This window comes from Metabacillus bambusae (assembly GCF_017497975.1).
GTDB lineage: Bacteria > Bacillota > Bacilli > Bacillales > Bacillaceae > Metabacillus > Metabacillus bambusae.
The window spans coordinates 97,988-116,662 of record NZ_JAGDEL010000023.1 but is presented as its reverse complement, the minus strand read 5'-3'; the positions used below and the strand labels follow the sequence as shown (position 1 = coordinate 116,662).

Here is an 18,675-nt window from a genome sequence, read left to right as displayed (position 1 = left end):
TATTAAGTTTTATAACAATAAACGTTTTCAAAAAAAATTAAATAACCTTAGCCCTACTGAATATAGAGCTAAGGCTGCCTAATAAGTGAACCTTTTATTAATTGTCTACTTGACGGGGATAAGACCAATTGTTAGGTTCCTTTTTCAGGATTCCTTTTCCCTTAAAAAGTAAATATAATCTGTAGCCACTGTCTGACTATTTATTTGTCTTAACATAGCAGATAGATTACCTCGATGATATGTCCCATGGTTCACAACATGTTGAACCAATTCATAGACAGTATTTTTAAATATTTCCCCCCCTGAATTGCAGTATTGGATTATGCGACCAAAATCCTCTTCTCCTTTTAAGAAATCTTCAAAATTTGTTAATAAGTTTTCATATTGAACAAGTAGATCTTCTCTCTTAAGAAATTGCCTATTAGCTATTTCCATACCTTTTAAACGTGAAAACCATATTTCGTCAACCTCAACCATATGCTTAAAGGTATCATTGATAGATGGAAATACACTTTTTATTTTCTGAGTATATAACTCCTCTGGTAATTGTCCCACATGATGGATAACTTTTAATGTAGCCCATTTATGATAAGCATATTGATGGATTACTTCGATCATCATTAATCTCCCCCATTTCTCATCACTCATTATTTTACATTAGTTAGGAAGATATTGTAAGGACAAAAGCGCAAGCGCCCGTTTAGCAACATAGAAAAAAGAGCACTCCGTATGAGATTAAGGAAAGACGAAGAGCGTTAGCGAATCGATGTTGACTTAGCGTATAAGGAGTATGAAGTTCATACTTTGCTGGGCGCTGGAGCTGGATGTCAAGTGGTATCCACGGTTCTAGAATTTTAATAATTTTAAACAAAAATAAAAGTATTGATTTCTGTACAAAATAAATTATGTCTTTACTTTGTACAAGGAGGGAAAATGATGACGAAACGAAATCGAAGAACAAAATCTGGACTACAAACAGCAAAGGCTATTACAGATCCAGAAATTGCGAAAGAAATTTCCCCAAATACGAATAAAAAAGCAGAAAAAACACATCCAAGAAACCAATAACATAAAAACCACATGATGGGGAACATCGATGACTAAGTAGCAAACTTTCCAACTGCATCCTGATACTGGAAAACTCACATAAATTTCGATTTTTCGTTAGAGGAAGACGTGTGAAATGAAAAAATTAAGTTAAATGCAGAAATTCATCAGGAATCCAAATGAATGTCTAAATTTCCCTTAATATTTTTGCATTTCAATCTCATTAAAATATACTTGGTCGGACATCATAAAATAGAGCATCTGATCGTGCTCAACGTTCCTAAACCATTCAGGAGGGGTGTTTGACGATGGCAAGAAACAAATTATTAGTGCCTGGTGCAGAAAATGCTCTGAATTCCATGAAACAGGAAATTGCGAATGAATTAGGGGTTGAACTTGGTGCCGATACGACAGCTCGTGCAAATGGTTCTGTAGGTGGGGAGATGACAAAGCGCTTAATCGCGATGGCTGAAAACCAACTTCAGAATCATACACATTAATTTTCCAAAGATTTTTATAAGGAGCCTCAATATAGAGGTTCCTTTTTAAAAACTAAATAATATTAGCCTTAGCCAAATCAAAAAAGTCTTCTCGAAATAGGCCACAATAAAAAGAAGTGCATTTAAAAGCAATTAAACACATGATGTTTTGCTGCTTTTAAGTGCACTTCTTTTATTTTTTAAAGTAAGTAATATCATACATTTACTTCTTTCGAATAGTTAAGAAAGAATTGATGTCTTCGTTTGGCTTGAGAAATAATCATTTTTATTTCGTTTTTATAAAAGTTCAAATGTGCAAGTGTTAGCGCGGAAAGCATTTCTGTTTCTAATTTAGCAACGATTTCTTGTTCTGCTTTTGTTAACAATCCTTTTTCAACATTCATCTTTTTCACCTCTTTTATCATTTGGCCAAAAAGTGTTTACAATAATATGTATTCGTTTGTTTGAATTGTTTTATGTCGGTATTACAATTTTGTCCCTTTATGAAAACGAAACCAGCCCATTTTGTAGAAAAACCAAATCATTGCAACACTAATGGCTAGCATGATGCCCAATACAATAAAATAACTATATTTACCCGCCAATTCGGGCATATAATCAAAATTCATTCCATAGACCCCTGCAATAAATGTTAAAGGTAAAAAGATCGACGACATCACTGTCAATGTCATCATTACGCGATTCATTCGATCTGAATTAATAGACAAATAACTATCCCTAATATCTGCAGACAATTCTCGATTAGCATCAATCATTTCAACAAGCTTTAATAGATGATCATAAATATCGTGAAAATAAACCTGCTTCTCCTTTAACGTATTCAATCTAGAGGATGAAATAATACGGTATAAGAGATCACGCATAGGGATTATCGTTCTTCTTAGTTTATTTAGCTCAGACCGAATGTCAAAAACCTGCTCCATTAATTCACTAATTGTTCGATCACTTGTATTATCTTCAATTTGATTAATTAAATCTTCTAATTTATAGATTGGTGGAAAATAATCATCAACAAGATGATCGATAATATGATACATTATTTGCATTGCGTTATTTTGTAAAGTTTTCTCTTTTTTTACACGGAACCAGATATTATTTATATCTCTGATTGGCTTTTTATGAAATGTCACAACATAGTTGTCTGAGACAAATAAATCTACCTCATCCGCTTCAAACGTTTTTTGATTAATGGCATGAACAACAATAAAAAGATAATGATCATAAAAATCCATCTTTGGTCGTTGGATATATTCTATACAATCTTCAATAGCTAGTGGATGAAAGTGAAAAAAATTTGATAAAAGCTTAACCTCTTCATTTGATGGCTCCTGAAAATCTACCCAATACCAGTGAATATGCTGTTTTTTTAGCGATTTTAGAGGTAAATCATAAACAACTTCATTGTCTGTTGTAATTGCTAATGTACGAATCAATACCTTCACTACTCTCTTTAACTATGTCTTTAAAACTATTCCCCCTTATTACGTTCACTAAACTTAGTGTAAATTTTTTAAAAAAAGCAGTATTCGAGAATGAATATTGTTATTCATTCATAGCTCTATTTCACGGCTTTAGCCTTTCTTTGTGATCTTTTCACTTATTAGTCGTATTCTTCCGAAATAGCATGAAGTAGCTTATAAGCAAACTTTTAGAAAAGAGCCTAGAAATATGATGACAACTGCACAGAAGATGGTAAAATAACACCTATATATTTATTTTAAGGATAATAATAACCAATTAACTTTTTAATAATGACAAAATCCGAGTGGTGGCTAAAGCACCCTCGAAAAATGGAGGTAATGATGGAACACTTAGTAAATTCACGTGTTAAACAAATTGAACTCTCAGGGATTAGAAAATTCTTTAATATGGTAGCAGATTATGAAGATGTTATTTCTCTCACGATAGGTCAACCTGACTTTGATACTCCAGGACATGTAAAAAATGCTGGAATAGAAGCGATACAACAAAATTTCACTACATATACTCACAATGCTGGTTTTATCCAACTTCGCGAGGCAGCCAGTCAATTCTTATTTAAGAAGTATGGTCTTACATACTCTCCTGAAAATGAAGTAATCGTGACAGTAGGGGCAAGTCAAGCAATCGATTGTACGTTTCGTACATTATTAGAAGAAGGCAGTGAAGTTATATTACCGAGTCCTGTTTATCCTGGTTATGAACCACTGATTAAGCTTGCTGGAGGGACACCTGTTTATGTGGACACAACAACTAATCAGTTTAAGCTAACGGCTGAATTACTTGCTCCATATATAACTGAAAAAACAAGGTGTATCGTACTCCCATATCCATCAAACCCTACAGGAGTCACGTTGGATGAGGATGAGTTACAAGAAATTGCTGAATTAGTTAGAGGTAAGAACATATTTATCTTATCAGACGAAATTTATAGTGAGCTTGTTTATGGAAAGCACCATCATTCTATTGCTCGCTTTTTACGAGAACAAACAATAGTGATAAACGGACTTTCTAAATCACATAGTATGACTGGATGGCGAGTAGGTTTATTATTTGCCCCAGAAGGTGTTGCCAAACACTTATTAAAGGTTCATCAATATAATGTGTCATGTGCAACCTCTATCTCACAAAAGGCCGCATATGAGGCACTTACTACAGGTATTGATGATGCAACAGTTATGAAGGATGCATATCAAGAACGATTAGAATATGTATATAATCGTTTGGTTACGATGGGTTTTGAAGTTGTTAAACCAGATGGAGCTTTTTATTTGTTTCCTTCTATAAAAAAATTCAAGCAATCTTCCTTCGATTTTGCATTATCACTTGTTAAGAATGCTGGAGTAGCACTAGTTCCTGGTAGTGCGTTTTCTGAATATGGAGAAGGCTATGTTCGACTTTCCTATGCATATGCCATGGAACAACTAATTGAAGCGATGGACCGGATCGAAAGTTATGTGAAAAGTTTATAAGATTTTAACTAAAACAGCGGCGAAAAGCCGTTGTTTTAGTATGAAGGAAAGGGTTTGAAGCCGCATAAACTAGTTATTTTGTTTTATTCAAGATCATCCACATGGAATTTCAACTGTAAACGTACTACCTTCCCCTAATTTACTTTCAACAAAAATGGTCCCATTATGATCCTCAATGATTTTATATGTAATCATTAACCCTAAACCATTTCCTTTTTCTTTTGTTGTCAAAAAGGGCTCACCTATGCGTTCAATTAGTTCAGAAGGTATTCCTTCTCCTTCATCTTTGACAACAATACTGACATTATTTTCATATCGTTTTGTGTGAACTGTAACCTTTCCACCCTTAGGCATCGCATCAATTGCATTTTTAAATAAATTGATGAATACTTGCTTAAGTTGATTTTGATCACAATTTATCATTATATTTGAATTCTCATGTTTCTGTTCAATCGAAACACTATTCAAATTAGCCTGTGTTTCCAAAAGCATCGAAACATCCTGCAGTAATGTTACTAGATTGGCTTGCTTAAATTTCGTTTCCTGTGGCTTTGCAAGCATAAGCAACTCACTCAATATCATCTCAATACGATTTAATTCTGAAAAAATAATATGAAAATATTGATTGTGATTTTTCAACTCAGGATGCATAATTTGTAAAAACCCCTTGATTGCAGTTAAGGGATTCCTGATTTCATGAGCAATTCCAGCTGCTAGTTGCCCAGCAATGGAAAGTTTCTCAGAGCGAAGCATTAATTCTTCAGTTTTTTTACGATCTGAAATATCTCGTAAAATGACTTGAACAGCTTGCTCGCCGAAATAGGTTGTTGGAATACACACCATTTCTGTATAAATTGTTTTATTCTTAGAAATCGTCCATGATTGATTTGTTACATTAACTTCTGATTTTCCCGTTAAAATACTTTCTAACGATTCCTTCATGTGCTTATGATCAGTTGGATGTAAATGTTCAAAAATATTTTTCCCAAGCATTTCTGGATAATCTCCAGCTTCGAAGAGCTTTACACCAGATTCATTCACAAACACCCATTTATCCTGGTGAATTACTGCAATTGTATCAATCGAATTGTCGATTAATCGTTGGTAACGTTCCCTACTTTTCTGGAGGATTTTTTGAAAGTTTCTCCTTGAAGAAATATCAGTTAATACGATTAATTCTGCTTTTTGATTTTTGAAGGTTGTTAGATTAGCTGTTACTTCAACACTAATCTCAGTACCATCAAGTCTTCTCCACATTTGTTCAATAATGCCTATTTTTTCGCCATTATGTAATCTTTGGATTCGATTTTTAACAATATCATGGTAACTTTTATCAATAAAATCAGCCGTATGCTTACCAATTAGTTGATCCTTAGAGCTTGCACCAAGTAAATCCTTAAACGCCTTATTTACATAGCAAATTTCACCAAAAATTGACAAATACAATGGACTAGGTAAATCCTCAAGTAAAAGATCACCATCCACATTACCAATTGTATGATCACTATTACTTTCAATACGATCACTTGATTGATTAATAACCAAATTAGTTTTCAACGCTCTCATTTTAAGAACAATTTCTTGCCCTTGCTTAGAGACATTACTTCGAATGAAATCCACAGTTGCTTCAAACCAAATATACCTTCCGTCTTCATGTAAAAAGCGAAATGTACAGGGGTTCAGATGATGCTCATTAAAAAAATAACTCTCAATTAAAAACAAATCCTCACTATGTATAAAATCTTTCATATATTTTCCGACTAAATCGTCATTTGGATAACCCATTTGTTCAATCGAATTTGAAGAAATATATTGGAAGCGTCCGTTTGATGAAACTACAGCATATACTTCTACATCCTGTATTACTGTATCTACATTTGTTGCTTTACGATCCATAGCTTCCCCTCCTTTTTCATTACCTCTTCACTAGGGAATAAGTATTAAATAAAGAACATATTAACTGTGAGACGAGATGGATGACGCCTTACGTCACCATTGATAGTAGAACGAACAATCTTGTACTTACGTACCTACCCCTTTAAGATAAGCGTGATGTGGCTAAGAAATTGGATTAAAGCTTGTACCAAACTAGCTTATCCCTTACCAAAAATGTAAAATGTTGCGTTACTATATTATTATTCAATTTCAATTATTAAAAATCCTTTTTTAGGATATTTTTGACTAATATTTAACATTCCTTGAGGTGAAGGCGTTAGTTTTATTTATTCGATTTTTCAAAAATATTGATTTTAATAGGTTAAATTTTATATATAAGTCTTAACGTTAATATTAAGTGTACGTTGTTATAGACTTTTGTCAATATAGAAAGCTTTATCCCTTTATAATTAGCGACCATTCTACCAATTGAATGTTCATCATTTAGCGTAAAAAACCCTTTATTACTCCTACTTTTTATCTACTAATCAAAACTGCAATGATTTTCACTTTAGAAAACCAAAATTAATTTTATTTCATTTTCCTATCTTTTAATGATAGAGACATATTTTCACGAAAAAGTCCTTAGGTAAAAATAATGCCAAACCTCAAAAAAGGTCTGACATTATTTTTACCTATCATTATTACAACAATCAACTAGACATGGCTGGCCGTATCTTAAAAGCCTTACTAATAGATTTATAGGCTTATTGCTTTTTAACCGTTTCATCTCTTAACGCTCTACGCAAAATCTTACCTACATTCGTTTTTGGAAGTGCTTCTCTAAAATCAATATATTTCGGAACCTTAAAGGCCGCTAAATGCTGGCGACAGTAAAGAATAATTTCATCACTTGTTGCTGTTTTTCCTGCTTTTAATACGATAAATGCCTTAACTGTCTCACCACGATATTGATCTGGCACCCCAATAACAACTGCTTCCTGTACGCTCGGATGCTCGTAAAGAACTTCTTCAATATCACGAGGATAAATATTATAACCACTCGCAATAATCAGATCTTTTTTACGGTCAACAATCGATAAATAGCCCTCTTTATCCATTCTTGCGATATCTCCTGTAAATAACCAACCATTACGAAGAGTGACTGCCGTTTCCTCAGGCATATTCCAATAACCTTTCATCACTTGTGGTCCTTTAATGATAAGTTCACCTAGCTTACCTATAGGAACTTCCTGTGTCCCTGTTCCAACATCAACGATTTTATATGCCGTACTTGGCATTCCCAAGCCAACAGTACCCGGTTTTCGTTTCTCGAACGCCGGATTGCAGTGTGTTATCGGTGATGCTTCTGAAAGACCATAGCCTTCCAAAATTTTCGCCCCAGTTTTCCGTTCAAATTCATTTAAAAGCTCAACTGGCATTGGTGCACTGCCACTATTACAAATTCGAATTGAATCAATACCATAGTCTTCAGCATTAGGGTGATTTGAAATTGCTACATACATTGTTGGTACACCTGGAAAGAGTGAAGGCTGCTCACGTTTGATCGTTTGAAGCACTTCATCCAAATCAAACCTCGGTAGCATAATCATAGAATTACCACAGAGAATTGATAGATTCATACAGCTAGACATTCCAAAAACATGGAATAATGGAATGACAGTTAAACACTTTTCTTTCCCTAGTACGATCTCATCTTTAAAAAACTCATATGATTGAACAGCATTTGCTACAATATTTTTATGTGAAAGCATCGCACCCTTTGATCGACCAGTTGTTCCGCCTGTATACTGGAGAACAGCGATATCATGCTCTGGTTCACATTCAACTGGAAATACTTGACCAGTTTGTTTAGCTAAAAAGCTATCAAATGTATAATCCTCAGGTTGATTTTTTTCTGAAGGTTGAAGGCTAACTGTAATAATATTTCTTAAATTTGTCTTTAATTGAATGGCTTTTATTCTTGGATAGAGGGCATCTAATACAACGATCGTTGCAGAACCAGAATCATTTACAATATACTCAAGTTCCCTTTCAACAAGCATTGGGTTAATTTGTGTGACGATCGTACCTGCTGTTAGTGCGCCAAAGTAAGAAACGATATACTGAGGGCAGTTCGGGAGCATAATTGCTACACGATCTCCCTTTTGAACACCTGATTGCTGTAAAGAGGATGCAAACGCAAATACCATTTTTGCAATCTCGTTATATGATAAACGAATTCCATAAAATGAAACAGCTTCATGATCTCCATAGATTTGAACAGTTTGCTGAAGCATTTCAGGAACGGAAATTGGAGGTATTACCACCTCGTTTGGAATATGCTCCGGATAAGTTGAATACCATTGCTTTAGATCTTCCATTAATAGTTCCTCCTTTTAAAAATTTCTCGAAATCAAGTAATAATTAATTAGCTATATCTGTTTGAATGAATTCAACTAAAAATTTTTAAAAGAATCCTATACATCGTAATGCCCTCTATTTTTGTATGCGTTTTCATTTTTATTTCAAGAGCATTTTCCTCTTTTCAAATTTAACCGAACAGCAGTCAATATTTCCTACCCCTCGTTGATAATGCAAGGAATTTTGACCACGCTTTTCTCTGCAGATTGAAGTGCCGATAAAGAAGATTCTTTTGGGTAAATATATTCGACCATAGAAATATGTATTCGCTCTTAAAGGTTAATTACCTTTTCTAAATTAGAAAAAGTTCACATATATGCTCTTTTCAGATTTACGAATCAGCTACTATTATCTGATTATGAATCTCACAAACTCTTCATCTTCTCATAGCGGAAACAATGTAAAAACTAAAAAAAAAAAAGAGACACATGGTCTCTCTTAATGACTTCCTTTATATTCTCCATTATTTTTGGATGCCTTTTCTTTTTTCGCTTTGTCTTTATGAATTTTATTTGTTGCTGCACTACCTAGCTCATGACTAAATTCTGAATCAATGACTGCTGAATCAAAGCCTTTTTTATTTTTTTGTTGTGGATCGTTTTTCTTTGTACGTTTTGCCAAATTATTTCACTCCTTTTATTTTATAACAAGCTTATTTTGTGAAAAATAAAAGGAATTTATGTGTGGGAGTAAGTAAAGAAATATATGTTAAAGTGTTTAGTTGTTATAAGTGAAATTCTAAATTCTGCACTATCCAATATAAAAAAACAGAGTCTAATTCATGAGATTTAGACTCTGTTTTTTTAAAAAATTCACTTTGAGTTAACCCTATGCCCAAAAGAAAATAGCTATTAATCCTCTTCTTTTGTACTTTCTTTCATGTCTATTTCAGTTGTTGTTACGTATTTCTTTTGAAGATCTATATAAGCTTTGACGATTCGATTAGCAATATGTTTGTTTACAGCATCACTATCATTACTTGCCCATGGAACAACAACACTAAATGCTACCTGAGGATTTTCTGATGGATAATATCCAACGAAATTTAAGTTATTCGTTTCTTTTCCCCAGTATTGACGTTTCGGTCCATAATAATTAGTTTGTGATGTACCGGTTTTACCAGCTACATCATATTTAATATATGCCCTAGCTGTCCCACGACTTCCGGAAACTACACGTTTAAATCCTTCTTGTACTCGTTCAATATCTTCTGATGAGTTGTTTACTTTATTTAATATGTTAGGAGATTTATCAACAGCTATTGGACCAAGTTCTCCGTTAATAACCGGTGCATGAATACTTGTTACAATTCGTGGTTGAACACGATAACCACCATTCGCAATAGCCGATACATATTGAGCTAATTGAAGTGGAGTATATGTGTCAAATTGGCCAATAGCAATATCTAAAAGTTTACCACCAGTATCTGGGGTACTTATTAAACCTGCAGACTCTTGTGGTAAATCTATACCTGTTGGAACCCCTAAACCAAATTGCGCAAAATAATTTCTTAACTTCTGAAAATCTTCTTGTGTGACATTTATCGGTTCATTTTTTCCATACGTAACGTCAGCGATTCTCATTGCTACATAAAACATATAAACGTTAGAAGAACGCTCTAAGGCGCTTAAATCATTTACATATCCAAGATTACTATAAGATCCTTTTGGTGGTGTTCCTTTAATATAAAGAGTTGTATCGTAATAACCTTGATTATGCGGCATACCATCCTGATACCCAGCAAGGACAGTTGCTCCCTTAACTGTGGAGCCGGCTTCATACTGGGTAGCAAATGCCCCGTATGCAAAGTCAAGCATTTCTCCACTTCTATTTTTAGCATTAAGTTGCTTACCAACCATTGCTAAAACATCACCTTGATAAGGATCCATCATCACAACAAACGCTCGATCCATTAAAATGTGACTTGAGCTTGCTTTTCGTAATTCATCCTCTACGATCTCTTCGACCTTCATTTGCAGCTCCATATCAAATGATAGCTTTAGGTCATACCCTCTTTGTCCTTCATCAACAACTTCTTCAGAAACAATGCTTCCAGTTTTATCTGAAACATACTCGACCTTTGCTTTTTGAGGATTTAAGTAATCTTCATATTGATATTCAAGATAGGAGGTTCCTACCCGTTCGTTTCGAGCATAGCCTCTTGCTGTATAATAATCCTCACGCGATTGAAGAATTCCTTGTTCAGGTGAACTAATTCCACCAAAGATCGTTTGCAATGACTCGTAAGGATAAGATCTTCCCCAATCAGTGATTACATCCACACCTGGGAGCACTTCTAAATGCTCTGCAACGAGAGAAACTTCTTTATCTGTTAAATTTAAAGATTTTACAACTTGTGGTTCATATTGATAACCTGAGGAGAAACGTGTATAAATATAGGCAAGTTCTTTTTCTTGATTATTCTTCTTAATATCTGCCACTTCACCTTCAGGTACACGTTCAACTTGTAATTTATACGTTTCTGATGGCTTTAATTCTAATTCTTTTTTTGAAAGCAGATCCTTAGCCTCTTCAGGATGTGACGCTAACCAATAGTCTTTTATATCTCGATCTTTTAGCTCTTCATCTAAAAATTCAGTTTCGTAACTAATATACTCTGCAAGCTTTTTTGCAGTTTCAATTTTGTCTTCAGCCTTTGTTGTTTTGTCAACAGTATATGTAATTGCTGGTACACTCTCGTTGTCAACAACTACTCTATTGTAACGATCATACATTTTCCCGCGAGGAGCAGGTAAGCTTGCATAATCTGATTCAGTTCTTGCTACTTCCTTTGAAAATTCTTCACCTTGTACAATTTGAACGACACCTAAACGAACGATAAGTGCAACGAAAAGTAAGAAGACAAGGAAAAAGAATACGTTAATCCTAACATATCTTGATTTTTTAAGTTTACGATGCTCAGATGCATTTGCGCCTTGTTCTGTCATAGTAGGTTCCTCCCTTTTTGTTTTTTAGAATCTATAAAATAGGCTCATATTATAATTTTAGTCCACCCTTTATTTTACCACTAACATAGGTGTAGTTATAGCCTTAGATTATTAAAATAATGTGAATACAACATGGTACATTGAAAAAGACAATGTGAAGTCACATTGTCTTTTAGACATATATATTTTCCATTTGAATTAGTTTCAAGATGATAAAAATTTTATTATTGCTGATCATTCTTTTTTTAACATAATCATATCCATACATCGTATTCCATTTTCAATAATGACTTCATTATAGTTATCAATAAAATAGTCCTTTTTTATAGCAAATATACGGAATCCACATTTTTGATAAAGTGCCAATTGATCTAAACTAGAATTCCCCGTACCAACTAGCATTTCTATTTTCCCTTTGTCTTTACTATTTTCAACTGCAAATTCAATAAGCTGTTTAGCAATTCCATTTCCTCGAAAATCTTTTCTAACTGCTAAATTGACAATTTCATCTACTATTTCTCCTAAAGGAACAACTATAATAATACCTATGATCTCATGATTATTTTCAGCTATAAAGGTAGTACCCGTTTTTAAATTTGCTTCTACTTTTTCAAGAGAAGGATCTGCTTCAAGTAAGAGCTCAAATGGGGCAGGCTCTTGCATTAGAAGTTTCCTTATTAGGACTTCCATAGCTTAAGTAACGCTTGAGTACCACTGTTCTCTTCTCCTGACTCAGCAAGCTGTTCATAAAGTCTATGGGCAAGCTCTAACCCTGGCGTGTTTACATTCATGTTACCAGATTCTTCTAAAGCAATCCCCATATCCTTTATAAAATGCTTTACAAAAAAGCCTGGTTCAAAATCATCTGCAAGCATTCTAGGCGCTAAATTACTAAGTGACCAACTTCCTGCAGCACCTGTTGAGATACTCTTTAGTACATTGGATGCATCTAAGCCTGATTTTTCTGCATAAGCGATCGCTTCACAAATACCGATCATACCAGAGGCGATTGCAATTTGATTACACATTTTTGTGTGCTGACCAGAACCCGCATCTCCTTGATAAACAATATTTTTCCCCATGAGTTCAAACAGTGGTAAACATGTTTCAAAAGCAGCTTTATCACCACCAACCATAATTGCTAGTCTTGCTTCTCTTGCACCAATATCCCCACCTGAAACTGGTGCATCAAGTGCATATAAATCCCTTTCTCTAGCTTGTTCATAAATTTTTTTAGCTAATGATGGCTGTGATGTCGTCATGTCAATTACATATGTATTCGGTTTTGCTGCTTGTAAAATCCCATTTTCACCTAAATAAACTTCTTCTACATCCTTTGGGTAGCCAATCATTGTAATAATGATATCACTAGCTTTAGAAAGTTCGCTTACAGAATCCTTCCAGCTTGCTCCTGCATTGAGAAGTTCTTCCGCTTTTTCTTTCGACCTTGTATAGACATTTAAAGGATAACCTGCTTTCAAAACATGATTTGCCATACTATTCCCCATAACGCCAAGTCCGATAAATCCAACTGTTGGTTTCATTTTGTTTCCTCCCTATTAGTAATATTTACTTTATGACATCAAATAAAGGATTGACGAATCATAACCTAACCATCTTCTACTTCCAACTATGCAGAGGATGTGCTGACACACCAATTGTCGCACCTTTTTTAAATTTCGGATAAGTTATCATATCTTCACCATTTATATCGACTTCAACATACCACCATCAATTAACAACGTTTGTCCCGTCATATAACTATTGGCATCAGATAATAGGAAGCTTACATAATTTGCAAATTCACTTGGCTCTCCATATCGTCCTAACGGTATCGTCTTCTTCATTTTTTCCTCAATTTCTTGTTTTGTCATTCCTTGTTTTTCCGCTGCATTCGCATCTAAAAATGCTACTCGTTCTGTAGCAATCCTACCTGGTGCAACCGTATTAATTAAGATATTATATGGAGCAAACTCGCTTGCTAGTGTTTTTGTTAAGCCGACTATTCCTGTTCGAAAAGTATTTGACAAGATCAATCCTGGAATCGGTTCTTTTACCGAGGATGAGGCAATATTGACAATTTTCCCTCCGTTTTTCTTCATATGTGGTAAAACTTCTCTCATAATTCTAATATAACTTAATAGATTTAATTCAAAGGCATGTTGCCAATCATCATCTGTCATTTCTTCAAATGTTCCAGCTGGTGGCCCTCCTGCATTATTAACAAGGAAATCAATTGAACCGAATGCGTCTACCGTTGCTTCAATGAGTAGTTTAATATCATTTGTATTTTTTATATTACACGCCTTATATTCTATTTTCCCTTTACTAGAAAGCAATAGTTCGTTTTTTACAGCTTTTAATTTTTCCTGTTCACGGCTGGATATCATGACATTTACACCTTGTGCTGCAAGCTTTTGGGCAATAGCTTTTCCTAATCCTTGGCTTGATGCAATAACAATTGCGTTTTTCCCTTGAAAACCTAGATTCATTTTCCGACACCCCTTATGTAAAAGATACGTTTATTTTATCACTTTCTAAATGACGCATAAAATAAAGTCTCCTGAAAATTAATACTTATTAGAAAATGAAATCTTAGGTTGCTATTCCTTTTTCATACAATTCTTTTAATTGGAGGTAACTGAAATGTTTTGGAAAGAACTTTATTTATTTAATGATGGTATACCTGTTAAGACCGTTTTTCGTCAGTATACACAAACTGATTTTGAACAGTTAATTGCAATTCAACAGGAAAGCTTTCCACCTCCATTTCCTCCTGAGCTATGGTGGAATACAGACCAGCTACAAAATCATGTGAACTTATTTCCTGAAGGGGCCATCTGTGCTGAAATTGCCGGTAAGATTATTGGTTCTATGACAGGATTAATCGTTCATTTTGATCATAACGATCAAAATCATTCTTGGGAGGAGGCCACAGATAATGGGTATATAACTAATCATCTTCCTACAGGTAATTCTTTGTATGTTGTTGATATTTGTGTTGCACCTTCCTATCGGAAATTAGGTGTGGGTAAATGGTTAATGCAATCGATGTATGAAATTGTAATCTCGTTAAATTTGGAAAGATTGTTAGGAGGAGGAAGGTTACCAGGCTATCATAAAGTTAGTAAAGATCTCTCGATTAATGAGTATGTGGACGCAGTATTAACTGGCAAGTTAAAGGATCCAGTTATGTCTTTCTTATTACGATGTGGTAGAACACCGTTGTGTCCTGTGGAAAATTATTTGGAGGACGAGGACTCTTGTCATTATGGTATGCTGATGGAATGGAAAAATCCATTTACATAGAAATGTACCAGCAAAGTCAACTGTGTATAGGCACTACACAGGGACTTTCCCTAGCAAATGTCGGATAACACGGTAGTCATAAAAGAAAGACAGGTCTACTCCCTGCCTTTACGTAAAATATTCAACCTTTGCATTCGGAAAGTAGTGATCGACATAATCCTCAAGTGTTTCACGAAGCTCTTGTTCTTGATCTTTTGGATAAATGTATTTTCCAATTCCATATCTTCCCCATTTGTACCGTCTTTCTTCTTCATTTAATTCAAGTTTTGTTTTGGGGTAGTTTTTTTGGATGACTCGTTTGGCTGGTTTGGTGAACCGATGCTGGATCATTTCAAAGGTGATATCATCTCTTACATCTGATGGAAGTTGGGCATCAAGCTTTTCAAATAATACTTTGTAGCCTTCCTGCCAGTTTTCATGGATATAAATTGGTGCAACTATAAAGCCTAATGGGTAGCCTGCTTTTGCCACTTTTACTGCAGCCTCGATACGTAAATCCAATGATGAGGTTCCTGGTTCAAAATTCTTAATAACATAATCAGCATTAACACTAAATCGGAACCTTGTTTTTCCATTGTGGTTTGCATCTAATAAATGATCGACATGATGAAATTTCGTTACAAAACGCAATCTTCCCATATCAGTTTGACCAAAAAATTCAATGGCTGATTTTAATGAATGTGTTAAATGATCGATCCCAACAATATCTGAAGTACATGATGCTTCAAAACGGGTAATCTGTGGAGCACGCTCTTCCATATAGCTTTGAGCTTGATTAAGGATCTCATCAACATTTACATATGTCCGTATGTATGGCTTACTTCCCATTGTTGTTTGTAAATAGCAATAATGGCAGTGACCCATACAACCAGTTGCGAGTGGAATTGCATATTCTGCTGAAGGTTTGGAGCTATCGAATTCTAATGTTTTTCTCACACCTACTACAAGCGTAGACTTTGCTGTGCGATATTGCTGAAGATGATTATTACCAGGAATATTTCGAACTTGATTGTGAGATGTTGTTTCCCTGATCTCAAGCCCCATTTTCCGAAATTTCTCTTTCAACTCTACACCACGAGGATATTCTAAAGCCCTAGGCTCAATATATACTAATTGTGGTACAAATGGTTTAATCATTTTGATCTCATCTCCTAAATAGAAAAGAACATCTATTTGATTAACCTTTGCTTAACTTCTATTTGTTAATCGAAATAAATATTTCCTGTTAATCGTATTGTTGATAATCAAATAATTGATTGTATAGCTCTTCAGCCTCATCAAAGCTTGAAAAAACAGCATCATCGACAGCTAAAGGGTGATAAGCATCGTGAAGAAACAAGGCTAACTCTTTAGGTTTATTAGGATGCTCTACGATGTCTGCCTTTTCAATATTAGCTACATTGGCAGCATGCGGATTTCTGTAAATAACGTATACCTCTTCACCAATCTGAAAATTGTTTCCTTCCATTGAAACACAACCTCCTAAAATGTACCTTCTTAAGGTAGGTTCCCCAACTTGCTTCATAATATAAAAGCGAAAAATTCATCAGAGAGCAACTCTTTTCGTACCCCAGAAATATTTGAACAACATAAAAAAGGACAGGCTAGTAACCTGTCCTTTGATGTTATGATATATGGAATGTTTCTTTAACAAATTCAACAACTTCTTCAGTTGTGCTCATTGCTAAAACTTTTTCTTTTACGCTTTGAGCTTGCTCTTTAGAAAGCTCTTTAATTTGTGTACGTGCAGGAAGGATCGATGTAGCACTCATTGAGAACTCATCAAGTCCTAGACCAAGTAATAATGGAATGGCAATTTGATCGCCTGCCATTTCTCCACACATACCAGCCCATTTTCCTTCTTTATGTGCTGCATCAATAACCATTGAAATTAGGCGTAAAATCGCTGGATTATAAGGTTGATATAAATATGAAACGCGCTCGTTCATACGGTCAGCAGCCATTGTGTATTGAATCAAATCATTCGTTCCAATACTAAAGAAGTCAACTTCTTTTGCAAATTGATCAGCCATTACAGCTGTAGATGGAATTTCCACCATCATACCAATTTCGATTGAATCTGATACTTGTACACCATTTGCAACTAGCTTTTCTTTTTCTTCTAAAAGAATTTCTTTTGCTTCTCTAAATTCAGAGACAGTTGCAATCATCGGGAACATGATTTTTAAATTACCATAGCTGCTAGCACGTAATAATGCACGTAGCTGAGTACGGAAAATGTCTTGTTCTTCTAAACATAAACGAATCGCTCTAAAGCCTAAGAACGGGTTCATTTCTTTTGGAAGATTTAAGTATGGAAGCTCTTTGTCTCCACCGATATCTAGTGTACGAACAACAACTGGTTTACCTTCCATTCTTTCAAGAACAGTTTTATAGGCATCAAATTGTTCGTCCTCTGTTGGAAGCTGATCTCTACCCATGTAAAGGAACTCAGTACGGTATAGACCGACTGCTTCTCCTCCATTTTCTAATACACCTTTTACATCATCAGGTGTGCCAATGTTCGCTGCAAGCTCTACATGTTTGCCATCTTTTGTAACAGTTGGCTCATTAACTAGCTTCGCCCATTCTGCTTTTTGAGCTTGGTATTTTGCTTTTTTCTCTTCATATTGAGCAATAACTTCTGATGAAGGATCAATAATTACATCTCCATCAAGTCCATCGACAATTACCATGACACCATTCTCGATACTGGATGTAGCTTGTTTCGTACCAACTACTGCTGGTATTTCCATTGAGCGAGCCATAATTGCTGAATGAGAAGTACGTCCACCAATATCTGTTGTAAATCCTTGTACAAATTGACGATTTAACTGTGCAGTATCAGAAGGTGTTAAATCTTCTGCAATAATCACAACTTCCTCAGAAATTAAGCTAGGATTTGGAATTTGAACACCTAACAAATGTGCGATTACACGTTTTGTGACGTCACGGATATCTGCTGCGCGTTCTTTCATATACTCGTTGTCCATTGATTCAAACATTGAAACAAACATATCAGCCGTTTCTTTCATTGCAAATTCAGCATTAACGCCTTCAGTGCTTACCTTATCCAATACAGGATTAAGCAACTCTGGATCACTTAATACTAATAAATGAGCAGCGAAAATTTCAGCTTTATCCGCACCTAACTCACGGTTAGCATGCTCTTTAATTTTTTCAAGCTCAGCTTTTGACTGGGTGATTGCCTGTTCAAAACGCTGCTTTTCAGCTTCTTTGTCTGTTATCTCTTTTTTTTCAATCTTAAGTTCAGGTTCCTCCAAGCGATACGCTTTTGCAATCGCAATACCCGCTGAAGCTCCTATCCCTTTTAAGTTCGCACTCATTATTCGCCAAGCCCCTCATTTTTAAGTGTTTGTTCGATACCTGCGATTGCTTCTTCCGCATCTCCACCTGATGAAATAATTTTAATTTGAGAGCCTTGAGGAATACCTAAAGACATTACACCCATAATTGATTTTAAGTTAACTGTTTTGCCATTGTATTCTAAGTTAACATCTGCATCAAATTTGCTTGCTGTTTGTACTAATACTGTTGCTGGTCTAGCGTGAATTCCTGTTTCTGCTGTTACTGTGAATGTTTTTTCTGCCATTTTTCATC

19 protein-coding genes are annotated in these 18,675 nt (G+C 34.9%); 5 read left to right on the top strand and 14 right to left on the bottom strand.

The window, feature by feature from the left end; all coding sequences use genetic code 11:
- The first annotated feature begins 1 nt into the window (after position 1).
- Positions 2-82: an IS3 family transposase gene (locus I7822_RS30750; protein ID WP_372442159.1), complete on the top strand. Its 81-nt coding sequence runs from the start codon at positions 2-4 to the stop codon at positions 80-82.
- A gap of 62 nt (positions 83-144) precedes the next feature.
- Here I7822_RS30750 and I7822_RS23110 read toward each other — a convergent pair whose 3' ends face one another.
- Positions 145-621, bottom strand: coding sequence for a DinB family protein (locus tag I7822_RS23110; RefSeq protein WP_207981424.1), 477 nt, complete (start codon positions 619-621; stop codon positions 145-147).
- Positions 622-933: 312 nt separating this feature from the next.
- Between I7822_RS23110 and I7822_RS30330 the strand changes: the two genes are divergently transcribed.
- Both I7822_RS30330 and I7822_RS23105 read left to right on the top strand, forming a co-directional pair.
- Positions 934-1,068, top strand: a complete 135-nt coding sequence (locus tag I7822_RS30330) for a hypothetical protein (protein WP_260445540.1) — start codon at positions 934-936, stop codon at positions 1,066-1,068.
- Between the two features lie 287 nt (positions 1,069-1,355).
- Positions 1,356-1,547 (top strand): alpha/beta-type small acid-soluble spore protein, encoded by a 192-nt coding sequence (locus tag I7822_RS23105; RefSeq protein WP_066330858.1) that lies wholly within the window; start codon positions 1,356-1,358, stop codon positions 1,545-1,547.
- Positions 1,548-1,741: 194 nt separating this feature from the next.
- Here I7822_RS23105 and I7822_RS23100 read toward each other — a convergent pair whose 3' ends face one another.
- The gene (locus I7822_RS23100; RefSeq protein WP_207981423.1) at positions 1,742-1,930 is read right to left on the bottom strand and encodes a hypothetical protein; all 189 of its coding nucleotides are present in this window, start codon (positions 1,928-1,930) and stop codon (positions 1,742-1,744) included.
- Between the two features lie 81 nt (positions 1,931-2,011).
- On the bottom strand, positions 2,012-2,989 hold the full coding sequence (gene corA, locus I7822_RS23095; RefSeq protein WP_207981422.1) for a magnesium/cobalt transporter CorA: 978 nt from the start codon (positions 2,987-2,989) through the stop codon (positions 2,012-2,014).
- A 360-nt stretch (positions 2,990-3,349) separates the two neighbouring features.
- Between corA and I7822_RS23090 the strand changes: the two genes are divergently transcribed.
- Positions 3,350-4,498, top strand: a complete 1,149-nt coding sequence (locus I7822_RS23090; protein WP_207981421.1) for an aminotransferase A — start codon at positions 3,350-3,352, stop codon at positions 4,496-4,498.
- A gap of 93 nt (positions 4,499-4,591) precedes the next feature.
- On the opposite strand, the gene I7822_RS23085 is transcribed toward I7822_RS23090, so the two are convergent.
- The 7 genes from I7822_RS23085 to I7822_RS23055 all read right to left on the bottom strand — a co-directional run bounded on the left by I7822_RS23085 (position 4,592) and on the right by I7822_RS23055 (position 14,237).
- On the bottom strand, positions 4,592-6,394 hold the full coding sequence (locus tag I7822_RS23085) for a PAS domain S-box protein (protein WP_207981420.1): 1,803 nt from the start codon (positions 6,392-6,394) through the stop codon (positions 4,592-4,594).
- 746 nt (positions 6,395-7,140) lie between these two features.
- Positions 7,141-8,757, bottom strand: coding sequence for a long-chain-fatty-acid--CoA ligase (locus tag I7822_RS23080; RefSeq protein ID WP_207981419.1), 1,617 nt, complete (start codon positions 8,755-8,757; stop codon positions 7,141-7,143).
- Positions 8,758-9,235: 478 nt separating this feature from the next.
- Positions 9,236-9,418: a hypothetical protein gene (locus I7822_RS23075; protein ID WP_066330880.1), complete on the bottom strand. Its 183-nt coding sequence runs from the start codon at positions 9,416-9,418 to the stop codon at positions 9,236-9,238.
- A 230-nt stretch (positions 9,419-9,648) separates the two neighbouring features.
- Positions 9,649-11,745, bottom strand: a complete 2,097-nt coding sequence (locus tag I7822_RS23070) for a peptidoglycan D,D-transpeptidase FtsI family protein (RefSeq protein WP_207981418.1) — start codon at positions 11,743-11,745, stop codon at positions 9,649-9,651.
- 234 nt (positions 11,746-11,979) lie between these two features.
- Positions 11,980-12,408: a GNAT family N-acetyltransferase gene (locus tag I7822_RS23065; RefSeq protein WP_243459635.1), complete on the bottom strand. Its 429-nt coding sequence runs from the start codon at positions 12,406-12,408 to the stop codon at positions 11,980-11,982.
- A gap of 14 nt (positions 12,409-12,422) precedes the next feature.
- The gene (locus I7822_RS23060; RefSeq protein ID WP_207981416.1) at positions 12,423-13,289 is read right to left on the bottom strand and encodes an NAD(P)-dependent oxidoreductase; all 867 of its coding nucleotides are present in this window, start codon (positions 13,287-13,289) and stop codon (positions 12,423-12,425) included.
- 162 nt (positions 13,290-13,451) lie between these two features.
- Entirely contained in the window at positions 13,452-14,237 is a 786-nt protein-coding gene (locus I7822_RS23055) for an SDR family oxidoreductase (protein ID WP_207981415.1), read from the bottom strand.
- A 154-nt stretch (positions 14,238-14,391) separates the two neighbouring features.
- On the opposite strand from I7822_RS23055, the gene I7822_RS23050 reads away from it, so the two are divergent.
- Positions 14,392-15,054 carry a GNAT family N-acetyltransferase gene (locus I7822_RS23050; RefSeq protein ID WP_207981414.1) on the top strand — a complete coding sequence of 221 codons (663 nt, stop codon included), beginning with the start codon at positions 14,392-14,394 and terminating at the stop codon, positions 15,052-15,054.
- Positions 15,055-15,162: 108 nt separating this feature from the next.
- Here I7822_RS23050 and splB read toward each other — a convergent pair whose 3' ends face one another.
- The 4 genes from splB to I7822_RS23030 form a co-directional block, all read right to left on the bottom strand.
- Entirely contained in the window at positions 15,163-16,191 is a 1,029-nt protein-coding gene (gene splB, locus I7822_RS23045; RefSeq protein WP_207981413.1) for a spore photoproduct lyase, read from the bottom strand.
- Positions 16,192-16,279: 88 nt separating this feature from the next.
- Positions 16,280-16,522, bottom strand: coding sequence for a transcriptional regulator SplA domain-containing protein (locus I7822_RS23040; protein WP_207981412.1), 243 nt, complete (start codon positions 16,520-16,522; stop codon positions 16,280-16,282).
- A 157-nt stretch (positions 16,523-16,679) separates the two neighbouring features.
- Complete coding sequence (gene ptsP, locus I7822_RS23035; RefSeq protein WP_207981411.1) at positions 16,680-18,401, bottom strand: phosphoenolpyruvate--protein phosphotransferase; 1,722 nt, start codon at positions 18,399-18,401, stop codon at positions 16,680-16,682.
- Positions 18,401-18,667, bottom strand: a complete 267-nt coding sequence (locus I7822_RS23030; protein ID WP_207981410.1) for a phosphocarrier protein HPr — start codon at positions 18,665-18,667, stop codon at positions 18,401-18,403. Before I7822_RS23030 ends, ptsP begins: the two co-directional genes overlap by 1 nt.
- Between the last annotated feature and the right edge of the window lie 8 nt (positions 18,668-18,675).

Bases quoted from the DNA above. Each gene is read 5' to 3' on its own strand.
- splB (WP_207981413.1), bottom strand. From the start codon at position 16,191: ATGATTAAACCATTTGTACCACAATTAGTATATATTGAGCCTAGGGCT.
- I7822_RS23110 (WP_207981424.1), bottom strand. From the start codon at position 621: ATGATGATCGAAGTAATCCATCAATATGCTTATCATAAATGGGCTACA.
- I7822_RS23105 (WP_066330858.1), top strand. From the start codon at position 1,356: ATGGCAAGAAACAAATTATTAGTGCCTGGTGCAGAAAATGCTCTGAAT.
- I7822_RS23065 (WP_243459635.1), bottom strand. From the start codon at position 12,408: ATGCAAGAGCCTGCCCCATTTGAGCTCTTACTTGAAGCAGATCCTTCT.
- I7822_RS23050 (WP_207981414.1), top strand. From the start codon at position 14,392: ATGTTTTGGAAAGAACTTTATTTATTTAATGATGGTATACCTGTTAAG.
- I7822_RS23080 (WP_207981419.1), bottom strand. From the start codon at position 8,757: ATGGAAGATCTAAAGCAATGGTATTCAACTTATCCGGAGCATATTCCA.
- ptsP (WP_207981411.1), bottom strand. From the start codon at position 18,401: ATGAGTGCGAACTTAAAAGGGATAGGAGCTTCAGCGGGTATTGCGATT.
- I7822_RS23100 (WP_207981423.1), bottom strand. From the start codon at position 1,930: ATGAATGTTGAAAAAGGATTGTTAACAAAAGCAGAACAAGAAATCGTT.
- I7822_RS23055 (WP_207981415.1), bottom strand. From the start codon at position 14,237: ATGAATCTAGGTTTTCAAGGGAAAAACGCAATTGTTATTGCATCAAGC.
- I7822_RS23060 (WP_207981416.1), bottom strand. From the start codon at position 13,289: ATGAAACCAACAGTTGGATTTATCGGACTTGGCGTTATGGGGAATAGT.
- I7822_RS23030 (WP_207981410.1), bottom strand. From the start codon at position 18,667: ATGGCAGAAAAAACATTCACAGTAACAGCAGAAACAGGAATTCACGCT.
- I7822_RS23090 (WP_207981421.1), top strand. From the start codon at position 3,350: ATGGAACACTTAGTAAATTCACGTGTTAAACAAATTGAACTCTCAGGG.
- I7822_RS23085 (WP_207981420.1), bottom strand. From the start codon at position 6,394: ATGGATCGTAAAGCAACAAATGTAGATACAGTAATACAGGATGTAGAA.
- I7822_RS23040 (WP_207981412.1), bottom strand. From the start codon at position 16,522: ATGGAAGGAAACAATTTTCAGATTGGTGAAGAGGTATACGTTATTTAC.
- I7822_RS23070 (WP_207981418.1), bottom strand. From the start codon at position 11,745: ATGACAGAACAAGGCGCAAATGCATCTGAGCATCGTAAACTTAAAAAA.
- I7822_RS30330 (WP_260445540.1), top strand. From the start codon at position 934: ATGATGACGAAACGAAATCGAAGAACAAAATCTGGACTACAAACAGCA.